The 15903-nt window shown below is 65.3% G+C and carries 16 protein-coding genes; 5 read left to right on the top strand and 11 right to left on the bottom strand.

Annotated features, from left to right (window positions below; translation table 11 throughout):
* The first annotated feature begins 39 nt into the window (after positions 1-39).
* The 4 genes from queF (at position 40) to rapZ (ending at position 3665) form a co-directional block, all read left to right on the top strand.
* A complete protein-coding gene (gene queF, locus Q9246_RS03030; protein WP_306395352.1) occupies positions 40-876 on the top strand; it encodes an NADPH-dependent 7-cyano-7-deazaguanine reductase QueF in 837 nt (278 codons plus the stop codon).
* Between the two features lie 365 nt (positions 877-1241).
* Positions 1242-1724, top strand: coding sequence for a PTS sugar transporter subunit IIA (locus Q9246_RS03025; protein ID WP_306395350.1), 483 nt, complete (start codon positions 1242-1244; stop codon positions 1722-1724).
* Positions 1725-1792: 68 nt separating this feature from the next.
* Positions 1793-2728, top strand: coding sequence for an HPr(Ser) kinase/phosphatase (hprK, locus tag Q9246_RS03020; RefSeq protein WP_137172280.1), 936 nt, complete (start codon positions 1793-1795; stop codon positions 2726-2728).
* Positions 2729-2786: 58 nt separating this feature from the next.
* On the top strand, positions 2787-3665 hold the full coding sequence (gene rapZ, locus Q9246_RS03015) for an RNase adapter RapZ (RefSeq protein WP_306395347.1): 879 nt from the start codon (positions 2787-2789) through the stop codon (positions 3663-3665).
* Between the two features lie 156 nt (positions 3666-3821).
* On the opposite strand, the gene Q9246_RS03010 is transcribed toward rapZ, so the two are convergent.
* The 9 genes from Q9246_RS03010 to Q9246_RS02970 form a co-directional block, all read right to left on the bottom strand.
* Positions 3822-4892, bottom strand: coding sequence for a DUF5694 domain-containing protein (locus Q9246_RS03010; protein ID WP_306395345.1), 1071 nt, complete (start codon positions 4890-4892; stop codon positions 3822-3824).
* A gap of 84 nt (positions 4893-4976) precedes the next feature.
* The gene (locus Q9246_RS03005) at positions 4977-6062 is read right to left on the bottom strand and encodes an enoyl-CoA hydratase/isomerase family protein (RefSeq protein WP_306395344.1); all 1086 of its coding nucleotides are present in this window, start codon (positions 6060-6062) and stop codon (positions 4977-4979) included.
* 122 nt (positions 6063-6184) lie between these two features.
* Positions 6185-6544, bottom strand: a complete 360-nt coding sequence (gene hpf, locus Q9246_RS03000; protein WP_306395343.1) for a ribosome hibernation-promoting factor, HPF/YfiA family — start codon at positions 6542-6544, stop codon at positions 6185-6187.
* Between the two features lie 75 nt (positions 6545-6619).
* Positions 6620-8104, bottom strand: coding sequence for an RNA polymerase factor sigma-54 (locus Q9246_RS02995; protein ID WP_306395341.1), 1485 nt, complete (start codon positions 8102-8104; stop codon positions 6620-6622).
* A gap of 14 nt (positions 8105-8118) precedes the next feature.
* A complete protein-coding gene (gene lptB, locus Q9246_RS02990; RefSeq protein WP_422802374.1) occupies positions 8119-8871 on the bottom strand; it encodes an LPS export ABC transporter ATP-binding protein in 753 nt (250 codons plus the stop codon).
* 11 nt (positions 8872-8882) lie between these two features.
* On the bottom strand, positions 8883-9431 hold the full coding sequence (gene lptA / locus Q9246_RS02985; RefSeq protein ID WP_306395338.1) for a lipopolysaccharide transport periplasmic protein LptA: 549 nt from the start codon (positions 9429-9431) through the stop codon (positions 8883-8885).
* Between the two features lie 48 nt (positions 9432-9479).
* Positions 9480-10085: an LPS export ABC transporter periplasmic protein LptC gene (gene lptC / locus Q9246_RS02980; RefSeq protein WP_306395336.1), complete on the bottom strand. Its 606-nt coding sequence runs from the start codon at positions 10083-10085 to the stop codon at positions 9480-9482.
* 11 nt (positions 10086-10096) lie between these two features.
* Positions 10097-10651 carry a KdsC family phosphatase gene (locus tag Q9246_RS02975; RefSeq protein ID WP_170976697.1) on the bottom strand — a complete coding sequence of 185 codons (555 nt, stop codon included), beginning with the start codon at positions 10649-10651 and terminating at the stop codon, positions 10097-10099.
* Entirely contained in the window at positions 10651-11673 is a 1023-nt protein-coding gene (locus Q9246_RS02970; protein ID WP_306395335.1) for a KpsF/GutQ family sugar-phosphate isomerase, read from the bottom strand. The genes Q9246_RS02975 and Q9246_RS02970 overlap by 1 nt, the downstream gene beginning before the upstream one ends.
* A gap of 132 nt (positions 11674-11805) precedes the next feature.
* On the opposite strand from Q9246_RS02970, the gene Q9246_RS02965 reads away from it, so the two are divergent.
* Positions 11806-13785, top strand: a complete 1980-nt coding sequence (locus Q9246_RS02965; protein WP_306395333.1) for a monovalent cation:proton antiporter family protein — start codon at positions 11806-11808, stop codon at positions 13783-13785.
* A gap of 9 nt (positions 13786-13794) precedes the next feature.
* Here Q9246_RS02965 and Q9246_RS02960 read toward each other — a convergent pair whose 3' ends face one another.
* Together Q9246_RS02960 and Q9246_RS02955 are read right to left on the bottom strand one after the other, a co-directional pair.
* Positions 13795-14913: a GGDEF domain-containing protein gene (locus Q9246_RS02960; protein ID WP_306395331.1), complete on the bottom strand. Its 1119-nt coding sequence runs from the start codon at positions 14911-14913 to the stop codon at positions 13795-13797.
* 140 nt (positions 14914-15053) lie between these two features.
* Positions 15054-15899 carry an MOSC domain-containing protein gene (locus tag Q9246_RS02955; protein ID WP_306395329.1) on the bottom strand — a complete coding sequence of 282 codons (846 nt, stop codon included), beginning with the start codon at positions 15897-15899 and terminating at the stop codon, positions 15054-15056.
* Positions 15900-15903: the final 4 nt, after the last annotated feature.

Below are 15903 nucleotides of genomic sequence, written 5' to 3'. Positions count from 1 at the left end.
TGGTCACAAGCCGGCGGCGCGGACCGTCTATCCTTGCTTATGAATACCCCTGATCAATCGCCACTCGGCAAATCTTCTGCCTACCAGAGCCAGTACGCACCGGAACTGCTGTTCCCAATCCCGCGCCAGCAAAAGCGCGACGAGCTCGGGCTGACCGCCGGCTCCGGCACCCTGCCCTTCTTCGGGGTCGACATCTGGAACGCCTATGAACTGTCGTGGCTGAACATGCGCGGCAAGCCGCAGGTCGCCATCGCGACCGTGACGGCGCCGGCCGATTCGCCGAACATCGTCGAATCGAAATCGTTCAAGCTGTACCTGAACTCGTTCAACCAGACCCGCCTCGCCGGTCCTGATGCCCTGCTGGCCCTGCTGCGCGACGACCTGTCGAACGGCTTCGGCGCGCCGGTCCACGTCACCCTGACCAGTCCCGAAGACTTCGGCGCCATCCGCATGGGCGAGTTGGAAGGCACGCTGCTGGACCGGCTCGACATCGAGGTCGACGACTACTCTCCCGCCCCGCAACTGCTCAGCGCGAACCACGCCGAAGCGCCGGTCGAGGAAACCCTGGTGTCGCACCTGCTCAAGTCCAACTGCCTGGTCACCGGCCAGCCCGACTGGGGCACGGTGCAGATCCGCTACGTCGGCCCGCAGATCGACCAGGAAGGCTTGCTGAAATACCTGATCGGCTTCCGCGAACACAACGAGTTCCACGAGCAGTGTGTTGAGCGCATCTTCATGGATGTGCTGCGCCAGTGCCAGCCGAGCAAGCTGGCCGTCTATGCCCGTTACACGCGGCGCGGCGGCCTGGACATCAACCCCTGGCGGGCGAATTTCAGCACCGGCAAGCCGGGCAATCTGCGTGGCGCGCGCCAGTAAACATCGAGTTTCTGGCAGGATATTCGCCGTACGCTTGTGCGTTTTAGACGACAGCCATGCACCGTGCATGGCATCACCTTTTGCTATAGGATTCTGAACGCTCCGGCTGCTCCCGACATAGTTCGGCGAGCATTGATCGGCAAATCGGTGGACCGGCATACGATTGCTGGCGCCAACAGACAATTCGTTAAGGAAATTGCGTAACGATGTTGATGCAAATCAACTAACTGGTTATCCCGTTTCGACGGGTATCGTGCGACCGTCCGGCGAGAAGGCCAAACTGTCGCGAATTCGAGTGTCTTGGGCCGCAAACAGGCCTATAATCCGTGCTCGCAAGCACTCCACGCGTGCATCGCACCCACGTTATGACGAACCTAAGCAAAATCCTCTCGCTCGAGAACGTCCAGCTCGACATCGAAGTGTCGAGCAAGAAGCGGGCTTTCGAGCAAGCCGGCCTGATCTTCGAAAACAATTGCGGCATCGCCCGTTCGATCGTTTCCGAAAACCTGTTCGCCCGCGAACGCCTCGGCTCGACCGGCCTGGGCCACGGCGTCGCCGTCCCGCACGGCCGCATCAAGGGCAGCAAGAGCCTCAAATCGCCGCTGGCCGCCTTCGTGCGCCTGAAGGAAGCGATTCCCTTCGAGTCGCCCGACGGCCAGCCGGTCAGCCTGCTGTTCTTCCTCTTGATTCCGGACCACGTCACCCAGCAGCACCTCGAGATCCTGTCCGAGATCGCCGAGCTGTTCTCCGACGAATCGGTGCGCACCGCGCTGGCGACCGACCCCGATCCGAAATCGGTGCATGACCGCATTATCAACTGGCAACCCAGCCTGCAGGCTCTGGGTTAAACTGACCGTCCAGTAAAACGCGCGGCAATCGGGCCGCGCGCGCCTATTTTGCGACGACGACAATGCCCATGCTGCAGTCTCCGCTGACCATCCAACGGCTGTACGACGACAACCGCGACAGCCTGCAACTCGGCTGGTTCGCGGGCTTTCCCGGCGGCGAACGCCAGATCGCCGGCGATGCCGCCTCGGCCGCCGACCAGGTCGGCCACCTGAACCTGATCCACCCGGGCCGCATCCAGGTGTTCGGCCACCAGGAACTCGATTACTACCACCGCCTCAAGGCCAATTCGCGCAGCCACGTGGTCGGCGAGCTGATCGGCGGCGGCCCGCCGGCGCTGATCATCGCGCAAGGCCTGGAAACCCCGCCCGACATCCTCGCCATCTGCGACGAGCAGAACATCCCGCTGTTCTCGACCCCGCTGCCGGCGGCGCAGGTGATCGACTTCCTGCGCGTGTACTTATCCAAGAAGCTGGCCCAGCGCGTGATCATGCACGGCGTGTTCATGGACGTGCTGGGCGTGGGCGTCTTGATCACCGGTGACTCGGGCCTGGGCAAGAGCGAGCTGGGGCTGGAACTGATCTCGCGCTCGCACGGCCTGGTGGCCGACGACGCCGTGGAATTCTCGCGCATCGCGCCGAACATGATCGAGGGCCGCTGCCCGCCGCTGCTGCAGAACCTGCTCGAGGTGCGCGGCCTGGGCCTGCTGGACATCAAGGCGATCTTCGGCGAGACGGCGGTACGACGCAAGATGCGCCTGAAGCTGATCGTGCACCTGGTCAAGCGCGGCGCACTGGACGAAGAAGTCGAGCGCCTGCCCTTCCACTTCCCGACCGAGGACGTGCTCGGCCTGCCGGTGCGCAAGGTCGTCATTCCGGTGGCGGCCGGCCGCAACATCGCGGTGCTGCTCGAGGCCGCGGTGCGCAACACCATCCTGCAACTGCGCGGCATCGACACGCTGCAGGAATTCATGGAGCGCCAGCGCCAGGCGATGAGCGCAGACTGAACCGGTATCGACGGCCCGGCCGTGTGCGGCCGGCCTGCGGTTGCGGTATCATCGCCGCATGCACATCGTCCTCATCACCGGCATCTCGGGCTCGGGCAAGTCCGTGGCCCTGAATGTCCTTGAAGACGCGGGTTACTACTGCGTCGACAACCTGCCGCCGGCCCTGCTGACGGCCCTCGTCAATACCGTCAACGAGACCGGCACCGGCAAGATCGCGGTCGCGGTCGACGCGCGCAGCGCCGAATCGCTGGTCGAACTGCCGGTGAGCGTGCGCCGCCTGCGCGAGGAGGGTCACACTGTCAAGGTCATGTTCCTGACCTCGAGCACCCATTCGCTGGTCGCACGCTTTTCCGAGACCCGGCGCAGCCATCCGCTGTCGCACGAGCTGCGCCCGGGCGAGAACCCGGCGTCGCGCCGCACCCTGATCGAATGCATCGCCGAAGAGCGCGAGCGCCTGTCGTCGATCGAGAACCTGGGCCATGTGATCGACACCTCCGAGCTGTCGGCCAACAAGCTGCGCGCCTGGATCAAGGAGCTGGCCGAAGTCGACCATGCGCCGCTGACGCTGTTCTTCGAATCGTTCGCGTTCAAGGTCGGCGTGCCGCTCGACGCCGACTTCGTGTTCGACGTGCGCGCGATCCCGAACCCGTATTACGACCTGGCCCTGCGGCCACTCACCGGCAAGGACCAGCCGGTGATCGACTTCCTCGACGCGCAACCGAGCGCCGCCGAGATGCTGGCCGATATCCGCACCTTCGTGGCCAAGTGGCTGCCTTCCTTCAAGACCGACAACCGCAGCTACCTGACGGTGGCGGTGGGCTGCACCGGCGGGCAGCATCGTTCGGTGTACATGGCCGAGCATCTGGGCGCGCATTTTGCCGAGACCGAGCGGGTGATCGTGCGGCATCGGGAGCAGCCGAAGAATCCGACGGCTTGAGTCTGCGGTAGGGTTGGCGGCTGTGCCGCCGACGCGGTGATCGTTATCGGTTCCGATCACGTTCCTAATGATCTCGCCGCCAACTATCACCGCGTCGGCGGCGAAGCCGCCAACCCTACACCATGAGCCAGCGTTCCGATCGACGCCGACGATCAATTAACGCAGCAACGGCGCCGTATCGACCAGCCGCACATCGTGCATCTGGTGCAGGTAGGCCTCAAGATACCCCTTGTGCGACGCCCCGACGATGACCAGCAGCCGCGTGCCCGGCATGACGCCCACCACGTCGCGGATGTTCGCCGCCATGCGCAGGTTGCGCGTCTCCCAGTAGCCCACGTAATTACGGCCGAAGCGCTGCGGCGACGGCTCGTTCATCGCCGCCCCGAAATCGATCTCGAAGCTCGCCGCGACGTGGGCGGGCGAATTGTAGGCGCGGTACATCGCCAGCAGGCCTTCGGCGCTGCCCACGCCCTGGTCGAGGACCTCGTCCTCCTTCTTGCGCCTGGCATTGGCCGCATTGTCCCAGGCCTTCATGATCGCCTCGCCGGCCGCCTTGCGATCGGTGTACGGACGGCCCGCCGTCTGGTCGTCCATGGCGTACACGCGCTCATGACCGAGCCGGGCCGCCAGCTGCGCCGCGATCATCACGCTTTCGTTGGGACGCGCCTCGAGCTTGTTCAGCCGCGCGACCAGGGCATCGTCCAGGCCATCGCCGGCGCGGCGTTCCGCGGCCGGCAGGCGGAACCACTGGACCATGGCCGACGCTTCCTCGCCGCCAGCCAGGAACACGGCCGCCAGGCGCCGCCGCTGGGCGCTCGATGGCGCCGCGGGCCATGCGGCCAGCAGCTTTTCGGCTTCGGCGGTGGCCTGCGGGACATCGAGTCCGGTTGCCTTCATGGCCGGCGCCGTGTCCCAGCAATAGCTGTCGACTGCTTCCTGATAGCGGGCGGCATGGCGGCGCATGAAATCGCACTGCGGCCCGGAACGGTCCTCGACCGCGATCGCCTGCGGCTTCCACGCCGACAGCCGGTCGTTGAGCAGGGACAGGCTCGCTGGCTGCAAGGTCTTCGGCAGCTGCGACAGGTGGGGCGAACCGAGCACCATGATCTCATTAAACGCCCCTGCAGTCGGGCCCTTGAGCCGGCTCGGATCGAAGGCGGGCTGGTAATCCTGGGCGGCGGCGCCGCCGCATAAAGTCATCGAGAGCAGCAAGGCACGCAGACGCATCGGGCTTCCTTTCAGATCATGAAGATCCGATGTTCACACCTTGACGCCAGGCTGTCACGCAAAAATGAATATGCATGGAAACATTTATGCGAGATACCTAAGCGGATGCGCATGCCCAGGCCACACCGGTTCGAAGAAGCGCGCCACCATCTCCGACGTCACCTGCTCGAGCGACGGCGGATTCCACTGCGGCGCGTTGTCCTTGTCGATGACGAGCGCGCGCACGCCTTCGAGCACCTCGCCATGCTCGAAATTGCGGCGCACCAGCGAGCGCTCCATACGCAGGCAGTCGGCCACGCCGAGCGCGGCGCCGCGCGCAAGCAACTCGTGCGTCACGCACATCATCAGCGGCGAGCGCTGGCGCATCGCCTGCAAGGCTTTCTGCGCGAACGGCGTCGCGTCGCCGTCGAGCGAGGCCATGATGGCGGCCACCGAGGCGGCGCCGAAGTGGGTGTCGACCAGGCTGCGGTGGGCCTGCAGCACGCTCTCGCCCGCCTGCTGCGCGAACGGCGCCGCGAAGGCGCGGATCGCCGAGGGCAGCTCGGCCCCGGGCGTCGCGGCGATCAGCGCGTGCAGGGCCGGCAGTTCGGCGCCGGGCACGAACACGTCGGCCAGGCCCACGTACAGCGCATCGGCGGCGCCGATCGTCAGGCCGGTCAGGCCCAGGTAGTTGCCGAGCTGGCCCGGCGCATGCGACAGGAAATGGCTGCCGCCGACGTCCGGGAACAGGCCGATGTTCACCTCGGGCATGGCCATCTTCGTGCGCTCGGTGACGATGCGCAGGCCGCAATCCGGGCCGCCCTGGGCGATGCCCATGCCGCCACCCATCACGACGCCATCCATGATGGCGATATACGGCTTCGGATAGAAATGGATCAGGTGGTTGAGCGCGTATTCCTCTGTGAAGAAATCCTCGAGGAGCGCGCTGCCGCCCATCGGCGTCGCATGGCCTACCTCATGGAAGAAGCGGATGTCGCCGCCGGCGCACAAGGCTTTCTCGCTGCTGCTGGCGATCACGACCGCATCGACCGCGGCATCGTCGCGCCAGGCGTGCAGCACATCGGTAAGCGCGCGCACCATCTCGAGCGACAGCGAATTGAGCGCCTTCGGGCGGTCCAGGGTGATGATGCCGGTGCGGTTGGCGATGCGGGTCAGGACGTGGTCGGTCATGGCATGGTCCGTAATGGAGAGACCTGCATTCTACCGAACCCGCGCAATGCGCAAAACAGGAGGCTGGATGCAAAAAGGGCGTCCCCTCAGACGCCCTTAGCTAGTGTGAGCCCTGCGCCTGATCAGGCGACAGCAGCATCTTCGCCGCCGTTTTCCGGCATGCGTTTGATCGAGGTCCGGCTATGGTCCTTCAGCATTTGCTTGTGTTTGAGAATTTGACGGTCCAGCTTATCCATCAGCGTGTCGATCGCGGCGTACAGGTCTTGCGCGACGCTTGCCACGTGCAGGGTCTTGCCCGACACCTGGACGTTGATCTCTGCTTTCTGCCTTTTTTCTTTTTCAGTGAGGTTGTCGACGGCCAGGAAGACGTGGGTGTCGATCACCTGGTCGAAATGGCGAATGATGCGCTCGAGCTTATTCTGAACGTATTCACGGATGGCGGGGGTTACTTCGAGATGATGGCCACTGATTGTGAGGTTCATACACACTCCTTTGAAAATGTTGCACCGTGTGGACCACAGGAACGCGACAAGGCACGAGGTGTGTGGACGGCGCAGTTACAAGGACTTGCGGAGGCTTACAGGGGGTATCTTGAGGGCTTCACGGTATTTTGCAACCGTCCGGCGCGCAATGACCATGCCTTGTTCCCCGAGCATCTCCGCGATCTTGCTGTCGGATAAGGGATTCCTAGGGTCTTCTGCTCCTGTCAATTGTGCAATGAGCGCACGGATTGCCGTCGAGGATGCTTCGCCTCCCGCCTCGGTGGCAACGTGGCTGCCGAAGAAATACTTCAACTCAAACATGCCGTGCGGGGTCAGCATGTATTTCTGGGTTGTGACACGAGAAATCGTGCTCTCGTGTAGGCCTAGTGTATCAGCAATCTCGCGTAAAACAAGGGGCCGCATGGCAACCGCGCCGTGCGAGAAAAAGTTGCGCTGGCGCTCGACGATCGCCTCTGCCACACGGCGGATGGTGTCGAAACGCTGGCGCATATTCTTGATGAGCCACTTCGCTTCCTGCAGCTGCGCGCCCATCTGGGCTTCGCTCTTGCCCTGCTTGAGCAGGCTGGCGTACAGGCTGTTGACGCGCAGGCGCGGCATCACGTCCGGGTTCAGCATGACGACCCACTCGTCCTTGACACGGCGCACGATCACGTCCGGCACCACGTAGTCCGAGACGTTCGCGGCGAAGGCCGCGCCGGGATGCGGATTGCACTGGCGGACCACGGCCTGCACTTCACGCAGGTCTTCGTCGTCGCAGTCGAGCGCCTTTTTCAGCTTGCTGTATTCGCGCTGCGCGAACCAGCTCAGGTAACCCTCGACGATGGTCAACGCCATGCGCCGCGTGACCAGCGGCACGCCCGGCATGCGCCGGATCTGCAGCGCCAGGCACTCGGCCGCGCTGCGCGCGCCGACGCCCACCGGGTCCATGCTCTGCACCAGCGCCAGCGCGCAGCGCAGTTCGTCGATCTCGACCTCGAGTTCTTCGGGCAGCCGCGCATGGATCTCGTCGAGCGCTTCTTCCAGGTAGCCGTTGTCGTCGAGCGCATCGATCACCAGCTCGGCCAGCGCCCGGTCGCGCGCCGACAACGTCGCTTCGCGCACCTGTTCCATCAGGTGTTCGCGCAAGGTGATGGCGCAGGCTTCCAGCTGCGGACGGCCGTCTTCGTCCTCGCCGCCGCCGCCCGACGACCCGGAACCGCCTTCGCTCCAGTCGGCGTCGCCGCGCTCGCCGTCGGCGCCGCCCTCGAAGCCTTCGCCCTCGCCCGCCGGCGCCGGCGCGGCTTCGCCTTCGGCCTGCTGGCCGGGCGCGGGAGGCGCTTCACCATTGCCCGGCGCGTTGTTGATGGCGCCGTCGGCCAGCAGGCGCACCGAGCGGTCGAGCGGATCGTCGAGCCGTTCCAGCAAGGGGTTATCGCCCAGTATCTGCTCGATCTCCTGGTGCAGTTCGAGCGTCGACAATTGCAGCAACCGGATCGACTGCTGCAGCTGTGGCGTGAGCGCCAGGTGTTGCGAAGTGCGGAGTTGCAGGGACTGTTTCATCGGGCGCCGGTCACTTACATGCGGAAGTGTTCGCCGAGGTAGACGCGGCGCACGGACTCGTCGGCGATGATGTCGTCGGGGCGGCCGGATGCGAGCACCGCGCCCTGGTTGATGATGTAGGCGCGGTCGCAGATACCGAGCGTCTCGCGCACGTTATGGTCGGTGATCAGGACGCCGATCTTGCGCTCCTTGAGGAAGCGGACGATGCGCTGGATCTCGATCACGGCAATCGGGTCCACGCCGGCGAACGGTTCGTCGAGCAGCACGAAGCGCGGATTGGTGGCCAGCGCGCGCGCGATTTCCACGCGGCGGCGCTCGCCGCCCGATAGCGACAGCGCCGGGTTCTCGCGCAGCTTCTCGATCTGCAGATCGGCCAGCAGGGTGTCCAGGCGCTCGTTGATCTGGTCCTTGGACAGCGGCTTGCCGTCGTCCTTCTGCAGCTCGAGCACGGCGCGGATATTCTCTTCGACCGTCAGCTTGCGGAATACCGACGCCTCTTGCGGCAGGTAGGACAGGCCCAGCACCGCGCGCCGGTGGATCGGCAGGCTCGTGATGTCGGTGCCGTTGATGTCGATCGAGCCGGCATCCGACGGCACCAGGCCGACGATCATGTAGAACGACGTGGTCTTGCCGGCGCCGTTGGGTCCCAGCAGGCCAACCACTTCGCCGCATTCGACCTGCAGCGAGACGTCGCGCACGACCAGCCGCTTGCCATAGCTCTTCTGCAGGCCCTTGACGACCAGGGTGCTGCAATCGCCGAGTTCCATCGGGACCGCCGTCATTGCGCGCCTCCCGCGGGCGCGCGCTTGGGCGACAGGATCAGGGTGCCGCGGCCGCCGCCGGGCTTGGTCTGGCCGCTCGTATCGTTGCGCACGGTGGCGACTTCCTTGCGGTTGTCGTAGGAGATGAAGGGACCGGTGATCTGGTTGGTCATGCGGCCGTCTTCCAGCTCCTTGACCATGGCGTTCGAATACAGGCGCACCAGTTCGGTACGGTCTTCGTATTCGATGCGCTCGGCCTGGCCCTCGATCCACAGGTTGGGGCCGCCGTCGCGCTTCTGGCGGAAGGTGGCGATCTTGCCCGGCGCCGCAGTCAGCGTCACGGTCATATAGCCTTCCGGTGTTTCGCGGATCACGGCGCGGTCCGAGCGCAGCTCCAGCGTGCCGCGCGACAGGATCACGTTGCCGCTCACGGTACGCACGCCGGCCACCTGGTCGAGGTCACCGGAGTCGAAAGTGATGACCGCCTCCTTGAGCGAATCGGCGCGCTCGGCGGATGCCGTCAGCGACAGCAGGGAAAGGAATACGGCAGCAAGTAGTTTGTTCATAGTCGATTGATGGTCTCGGTTTGGCACGCGGCGCTTCGCATCACGGGATCAGCGCTGGCGCGGCGGATAGACGATCTGGCCCCGGCTGGCCAGGTGCAGCTGCTGGGTCGCGTTGTTGGCGACCATGCCGGTGCCCTTGACGCTGGACGCGCCGAGCTGCATGTCGATCGGCAGATTGGTCTTGAGGATCTCTTCGTCGGGCAGCACGGTAAGCGCCTGGGTGCGCACGTGCAGGAACTCGCTCTGCGCGGTCTTGGGACGTTGCAGGTCGACGTCGTCGATCAGCTCCACCCGGTGCTCCTGGTGGAAGATCTGCGCGGTCTTGGCGACCACCGTCATCGGCGGACGGCCCGGCTCGACGCCGCGCATCACCGGCGCCTCGACATGCGACACGTCGCCGTTCGGGATATGGGCCAGGCGCTTGCCCGATATCAGGTAGCTCGGCTGGCCGTTCTCGGTCATGCGCACGAAGGAGAAGTTCTCGACGATGTAGTCCGGCTCGTCCGGCGGCCCGCCCAGCTGGGCGTCGATGTCGGATGCCTGCATCAGCTGCAGCAGCCAGAAGCTGCCGAAGGCGAAGAAGGTGCCGATCACGATCATCGCCAGGAGATTCCAGCGGTGCGCGGTACGCTTGTTTTGGACGACGGTGGCCATGGTGCGTGGCCTCAGGCGAAGTACGGCGCGAGCGCCTGGTCGTAGGTGCCCTGGGCGCGCATCACGAGGTCGCACACCTCGCGCACCGCGCCGCGGCCGCCGCCGTTTTTCGTCACGTAGTGCGCGCGGTGCTGCACCTCCGGATGGCCGGACGGCACGGCGACGGCGAAGCCGACGCGCGCGAACAGCGGCAGGTCGATCACATCGTCGCCGATGTAGCCGCACTGCTCGGCCGTGAAGCCGGTGGCTTCCAACAGCTTGGCGAAGCCGATGCGCTTGTCGTGGATGCCCTGGTGGACGTGCGAGATGCCCAGATCGGCCGCGCGCTTGACGACGATCGGCGACAGGCGCGCGCTGATGATCGCGGTCTGCACGCCGGTTTTATTCAACAGCTGGATCCCCAGGCCGTCGAGCACGTTGAAGGTCTTGGTGACTTCGCCGTCGGGGCCATAAGTCAGGCTGCCGTCGGTCAGGACGCCGTCGACGTCGAAGATCATGACCTTGATGCGCGCCGCGCGTTCCATATGGGCCAGCGGGGTAATGGCAGGAATGAAGGTATCGCTCATCAGATCACCTTGGCGCGGGTCAGGTCGTGGATGTGCAGCGCACCGACCAGGCGGTCGTCGTCGTCGACCACCAGCATCTGATTGATGCGGAATTCTTCCATCACGGCGACGGCATCGACCGCCAGCTGGTCGGGACGTACGCGGCGCGGATTGGCGTGCATCACGTCGCGGATCTGGACGTTCGAAAAATCGTGCATGCGCTCGATCACGCGGCGCAAGTCGCCGTCGGTGAACACGCCGACCGGACGGCCTTCGGCGTCGACGATGGCGGTCATGCCGAGGCCTTTGCGGGTGACTTCCAGCAGCGCCTCGACCAGCGAGGTCTCGGGACGCACGCTCGGCACCGCATCGCCGCTGCGCATCACGTCGCGCACATGCGTCAACAGGCGCCGGCCCAGGGCGCCGCCTGGATGCGACAGCGCGAAGTCCTGTTCGCGAAAACCGCGCGCGTCGAGCAGCGCCACGGCTAGTGCGTCGCCCATGGCGAGGGTGACGGTGGTGCTGGTGGTGGGCGCCAGGTTGAGCGGGCAGGCTTCCTTGTCCACCGCGATGTTCAGGTGGACGTCGGCCAGCCGGGCCAGGCGCGACGCCGGCTTGCCGGTCATGGCGATCACGCGCGCGCCGAGGCGCTTCACGGCCGGCAGGATGTCGAGGATCTCGGACGACTCGCCCGAGTTCGAGATGGCGATCACGACGTCGTTCTTGGTGACCATGCCCAGGTCGCCGTGCGCGGCTTCGCCCGGATGCATGAAGAAGGCCGGGGTGCCGGTGGAGGCCAGGGTGGCAGCGATCTTGCGGCCGATGTGGCCCGACTTGCCCATCCCGGACACGACCACGCGGCCGTCGCAGCCGAAGATCAGCCTTGCGGCGTTGATGAAACTGTCGTCGTCGCCCAGACGCGCATGCAGCGCGCGGATAGCGTCGGCCTCGATCGCCAGCGTTTCGCGACCAAGTTCCAGCACGCGCCGGGCCAGGGCCTCGTCAAAACTTTTCAGCATTATTTTTTCATCGATTACACTCATTCTGGCAGTATAAACGAATTGGGAAAGCAAAAAACTTGCCAGACGTAACAAACGATAACAAGCGCACGCCGGAGCACACTCCGGTCGTGCAATAAAATCAATATTTAGCCCTGCTAGTCCACCACTTCGCCGATGCATTCCGGTCTTGAACTCACCCTCCTCCTGCTGGGTTGCGCCGTCCTGGGCGTGGTCCTGTTTCGCAGCCTGCAACTGCCGCCGATGCTCGGCTACCTCGCCGTCGGCGTCCTGATCGGCCCCCACGCCCTGGCCCTGGCCGAGGACAGTCCCACCACCCATGCGCTGGGCGAGTTCGGCGTGGTGTTCCTGATGTTCTCGATCGGGCTCGAATTCTCGCTCGGACAGTTACGCTCGATGCGGCGCATCGTGTTCGGACTCGGTTTGGCCCAGGTGGTGTCGACGATCGTGGCGGCCATGGGCATCGGGCTGCTGGCGGCGTACGCCTTCCCGCAGATTCCGCTCGGCTGGCAGGCCGCCTTCGCGCTGGGCGGGGCGCTGGCGATGTCGTCGACCGCGATCGTGGTCAAGCTGCTCACCGAGCGGCTGGAGCTCGAGAGCGAGCATGGGCGGCGCATCGTCGGCATCCTGCTGTTCCAGGACCTGGCGGTGGTGCCGCTGTTGATCATGATTCCGGCGCTGGCGCGCGATCCGGAAGACCTGGCGATCACCCTTGGGGTGGAGGCGCTCAAGGCGGCGCTGGTGCTGGCCCTGCTGCTGTTCTTCGGCCAGAAGCTGATGGGGCGCTGGTTCACGCTCGTCGCCAAGCGCCGCTCGCAAGAGCTGTTCATGCTCAACCTGCTGCTGGTGACGCTGGGCGCGGCCTGGATCACCGAGCAGGCCGGCCTGTCGCTGGCCCTGGGCGCCTTCGTGGCCGGCATGCTGATCTCCGAGACGCCCTATAAACACCAGGTGGAAGAAGACATCAAGCCGTTCCGCGACGTGCTGCTCGGGCTGTTCTTCATCACGATAGGCATGCTGCTCGACCTGCGCATGGTGCTGGAACACTGGTGGCTGGTGCTGCTCCTGCTCGCGCTGCCGGTGCTGTTGAAATTCGGCCTGATCGCCCTGCTCGCGCGCGCCTTCGGGGCCTCGTCCGGCACGGCGCTGCGCACCGGCCTGGCGCTGGCCCAGGCCGGCGAATTCAGCTTCGTGCTGCTCAATCACGCCTCCGGCTCGAAGCTGGTCGACCCGTTCGTGATGCAGCTGGTGCTGGCCTCGATGGTGCTGTCGATGCTGCTCGCGCCCTTCATCATCGCCAATATGGACCGGATCGCGATGAAGCTCGCGGCCAACGAATGGATGATGCAGTCGCTGCAGCTGACCCGGATCGCCACGCGAACGATGAAGACCCAGAATCACGTGATCATCGCGGGCTTCGGGCGCAGCGGCCAGAGCCTGGCGACCCTGCTGAAGGAAGAAGCGCTGCCCTGGCATGCGCTCGACCTGGACCCCGAACGGGTGCAAGAGGCGCAGGCGGCCGGCGCCACCGTCTCGTACGGCGACGCGGCGCGCCGCGAAAGCCTGGTGGCGGCGGGAATCCATCGCGCCAGCGCCCTGGTGATCACATTCGCCGATACGCGCCTGGCGCTGAAGGTGCTGCACCTGGTGCACGAGCTGGCGCCGACGCTGCCGGTGATCGTGCGCAGCCATGACGACGGCGACATGGACGTGCTCAAGGCGGCCGGCGCCACCGAGGTGGTGCCGGAGGCGCTGGAAAGCAGCCTGATGCTGGCCTCGCACGCGCTGGTGACCCTGGGCGTGCCGCTGCGGCGCGTGGTGCACCGAGTGCAGGCGGCGCGCGACGACCGCTACGCGGCCCTGCGCGGCTACTTCCACGGCGCGAGCGACAGCGGTGCGAACCTGGAGCCCGGACATGTGCGGCTGCATTCGGTGCGGCTGCATGCGCAGGCATCCTGCGTGGGCCGCAGCCTGGAAGCGCTGCGGCTGGACGATGTGGCGGCCGAGGTGACGGTAGTGCGGCGCGGCGGGGAGGATGTGGAGCCGGCGCCGCAGGTGGTGCTGGCCGCGGGCGACGTGGTGGTGGTGCGCGGGGATGGGGAGGCGGTCAGCCGGGCCGAGGACCGGCTGCTATGACGGCACCGGTCAGGCGAACGTGACGACCTTGTTGCGACCGCCGGCCTTGGCCTGGTACAGCGCGGCGTCAGCCGCCGCCACCAGCTCTTGCGCCACGCCTTCGACCGCGTTGTCGCGTGCGAAATCCGAGAGCGCGGCGACGCCGATCGATACCGTCACGTCGACCCGCTCGCCGGTGGTGAGTTCCACCGGGATCGCCGCTACGCTGGCGCGGATGCGCTGCGCGACCATGCTCGCGCTTTCGAGGTCGGCGTCTATCAGGAGCACCACGAATTCCTCGCCGCCGAAGCGCCCCAGCGCATCCGACATGCGCAGCTCGGCCTTGATGCGGCCGCATACCTCGCGCAGCACATCGTCGCCGCCCTGGTGGCCGACGGTGTCGTTGACGCGCTTGAAATGGTCGATGTCGATGTACATGCAGGACAGGCGATAGCCCTGGCGCCGGGCGCGCGCGATTTCTTCCTGCAGGCGCCGGTCCATGTAGCGGCGGTTGTAGACGCCGGTGAGCGAGTCGGTGAGGCCGATGTACTTCAGCATCTCGTTGCTGATCACGTTTTCGAGGCAGATCGCGATGATCGACCCCATATGCTCGACGAAATCGGTGCCCAGACTCGGGGTGAAGCGGGCCGGGTCGGCGCTGCCCAGGTTCAGGCTGCCGATCAGGCGCGTATTGCGCAGCAGCGGCACCAGGGCCACGCTCTGCAGGCCAGCGGGCGGATGCGGGAACATCGCGCAGTGCTGGGCCGGCGCATAGGCGCCCAGGATCGGACGCGGGCGGCGTTCGGGCGACATGTCGAAGCCCAGTTCGACCGCGTGCTCGCAGAACATCAGGTTGGGGAGTTGTTCGAAGTCGACGCCCAAGCGGTGCATGACGGTATAGATGTCGGCGTTCGGGTCGACCAGGGACAGAGTGACGATGTCCAGTTCCGAAATCACGGGCAAGGTGCGGAAGATCGTGCCGACCAGTTCCGGGAAGCTGCCGGCGCCCACGATCTGCAGGTCAAAAGCCTGGTGGCGGCACATGATTTCGTGGTTGCGTTCGGCCTGCTCGAGCAGGTACGCCATGCGCGCGCGCAAGGTCTCGTTTTCCGCCATCAGTTCTCGCGTCGACGCGCTCGGCTCATGCATGGAGCATTCCTTTCAGCAATAACCGTAACATTACGCCATCCACCCTGGCTTGGATATGAAAAAACGCCTGTCCAAGTCGCCGACGATACGGGAATGGGCGAATTTGCGACACTGTTGCGTGTCACCGGTGTATTGCAGGGCTAGAAGGCGAGCTCGGCGTCGAGTTGCTGGCCGACGCGCAGGGTGAGGCCGATGCCTTTCTCGACAATGACGTTCATGCCCAGGGTGACGGCGCCTTCCATGCGGGCGTTGGCGCGGTAGGTTTGCAGGATGTCGAGGGGGTCGGGGCCGGGGATGCCGGTGGCTTGGTCGACTGATGGGATCGGGCAGCGGGCGCAGGGTTTGACGGGGCGCAGCGCGATATCGTTGTCGCTGAAGGTGGCCACAAAGTCTTCTTCGAAGGCGTCGATGCCTTCGACCACAATATTAGGTCGAAAGCGGTTCATCGGTAGTGCTTCGCGGCCGGCGTTTTTCAGCTTGGCGTTCAGGTCGTCGAGCGAGGATTGGCCGATCAGCAGGATTGGGTAGCCATCCGAGAAACGGGCGGCGGCGGGCAAGCCGTCGGTCCATTTGCTGATCTTGGGACGCACGACGTCGGGGCGGAAGCGCACCAGGCGGCATGGGGCGCCGACGGCGTCGGAGAACCAGGCGGCGGCATTGTCGCCGCAATCGGCGGCGAGGACGTGGTCGTCCCAGATGAGCACTTCGATTGCTGGCGCATTGTTGTCGTGTGAAAGCAGCAGGCGGATCGGCGGCATGGATGGGGCCTCTACGACCAGTTCATTTCCTTCGACGCGCGGCGTGATGGTCGCCATGCGCGGGTATTCGCGCTGGGTCAGGAACAGGCCTTCGCGGGTCACGATCATCCATTCGCGGTCGTGTATGCCGTTTGCGGACAGGCCGTCGAGGGCGAGTGTCGCTTCGGGCACGGATAGGCCGGCGCAGGATTTGATCGGGTAGAGGACGAGTTCGGTCAAGAACGACATGCTT

Source organism: Telluria beijingensis (genome assembly GCF_030770395.1).
Taxonomy (GTDB): Bacteria; Pseudomonadota; Gammaproteobacteria; order Burkholderiales; family Burkholderiaceae_D; genus Telluria; species Telluria beijingensis.
Note: the sequence above shows the minus strand (reverse complement) of the source record. Positions and strands in the feature narration are given on the sequence as shown.

Coding starts and splice junctions, on each gene's coding strand:
- lptA (WP_306395338.1), bottom strand. CDS start 9,431: ATGAACAAACTACTTGCTGCCGTATTCCTTTCCCTGCTGTCGCTGACG.
- Q9246_RS03025 (WP_306395350.1), top strand. CDS start 1,242: ATGACGAACCTAAGCAAAATCCTCTCGCTCGAGAACGTCCAGCTCGAC.
- Q9246_RS02970 (WP_306395335.1), bottom strand. CDS start 11,673: ATGAGTGTAATCGATGAAAAAATAATGCTGAAAAGTTTTGACGAGGCC.
- Q9246_RS02955 (WP_306395329.1), bottom strand. CDS start 15,899: ATGTCGTTCTTGACCGAACTCGTCCTCTACCCGATCAAATCCTGCGCC.
- lptC (WP_306395336.1), bottom strand. CDS start 10,085: ATGGCCACCGTCGTCCAAAACAAGCGTACCGCGCACCGCTGGAATCTC.
- hprK (WP_137172280.1), top strand. CDS start 1,793: ATGCTGCAGTCTCCGCTGACCATCCAACGGCTGTACGACGACAACCGC.
- Q9246_RS02975 (WP_170976697.1), bottom strand. CDS start 10,651: ATGAGCGATACCTTCATTCCTGCCATTACCCCGCTGGCCCATATGGAA.
- queF (WP_306395352.1), top strand. CDS start 40: ATGAATACCCCTGATCAATCGCCACTCGGCAAATCTTCTGCCTACCAG.
- Q9246_RS02960 (WP_306395331.1), bottom strand. CDS start 14,913: ATGCATGAGCCGAGCGCGTCGACGCGAGAACTGATGGCGGAAAACGAG.
- hpf (WP_306395343.1), bottom strand. CDS start 6,544: ATGAACCTCACAATCAGTGGCCATCATCTCGAAGTAACCCCCGCCATC.
- Q9246_RS03010 (WP_306395345.1), bottom strand. CDS start 4,892: ATGCGTCTGCGTGCCTTGCTGCTCTCGATGACTTTATGCGGCGGCGCC.
- Q9246_RS03005 (WP_306395344.1), bottom strand. CDS start 6,062: ATGACCGACCACGTCCTGACCCGCATCGCCAACCGCACCGGCATCATC.
- Q9246_RS02995 (WP_306395341.1), bottom strand. CDS start 8,104: ATGAAACAGTCCCTGCAACTCCGCACTTCGCAACACCTGGCGCTCACG.
- Q9246_RS02965 (WP_306395333.1), top strand. CDS start 11,806: ATGCATTCCGGTCTTGAACTCACCCTCCTCCTGCTGGGTTGCGCCGTC.
- rapZ (WP_306395347.1), top strand. CDS start 2,787: ATGCACATCGTCCTCATCACCGGCATCTCGGGCTCGGGCAAGTCCGTG.
- lptB (WP_422802374.1), bottom strand. CDS start 8,871: ATGGAACTCGGCGATTGCAGCACCCTGGTCGTCAAGGGCCTGCAGAAG.